This window comes from Acinetobacter sp. 809848, assembly GCF_000581275.1.
GTDB lineage: Bacteria > Pseudomonadota > Gammaproteobacteria > Pseudomonadales > Moraxellaceae > Acinetobacter > Acinetobacter pittii.
This window is the reverse complement of record NZ_JEXG01000190.1, coordinates 1-525: the sequence shown is the minus strand read 5'-3', so window position 1 is coordinate 525 and position 525 is coordinate 1. Positions and strand designations below refer to the sequence as shown.

The following is a 525-nucleotide window of genomic DNA, read 5'->3' as shown; positions in this document are numbered from 1 at the left end:
TTGAGCTACTGTTGTTTCCTGCCAACTCTTTCCATCATCTTTCGATATCCAGTAAGTAATTTGGCTATTTACTTCTTGTCCGCTAATCTTTAAATCAAAAGCTTTATCTTGCGTAATTTGATCAGTTGCTGAAATGCCCGTATCAGTCAAAGCAGCTAAAGTCAGTTCACCTGCTTGCGGCGCTGTTGTATCCACAACGACTTTTTGCACACTGGTTTCAGATATGTTGCCTGCAACGTCGGTTACTACAGCTTTATATTGATAAACACCATCGACCAAATCTTTTTGAGCTACTGTTGTTTCCTGCCATGTCTTTCCTTCATCTTTCGATATCCAGTAAGTAATTTGGCTATTGACTTCTTGTCCACTAATTTTTAAATCAAAAGTTTTATCTTGTGTAATTTGATCAGTTGCCGAAACACCTGTATCACTTAAATCAGATAAAGTCAGTTCACCTACTTGTGGTGCTGTTGTATCGACAACAACTTTTTGTATAGCGGTTTCTGATGTATTGCCTGCAACGTC

1 protein-coding gene is annotated in these 525 nt (G+C 38.5%); it reads right to left on the bottom strand.

All coding sequences use genetic code 11. From position 1 onward, the window contains the following. Positions 1-525 (bottom strand): Ig-like domain-containing protein (locus tag J536_RS24725; RefSeq protein WP_032064371.1); only part of this gene is annotated, 525 nt, incomplete at both ends.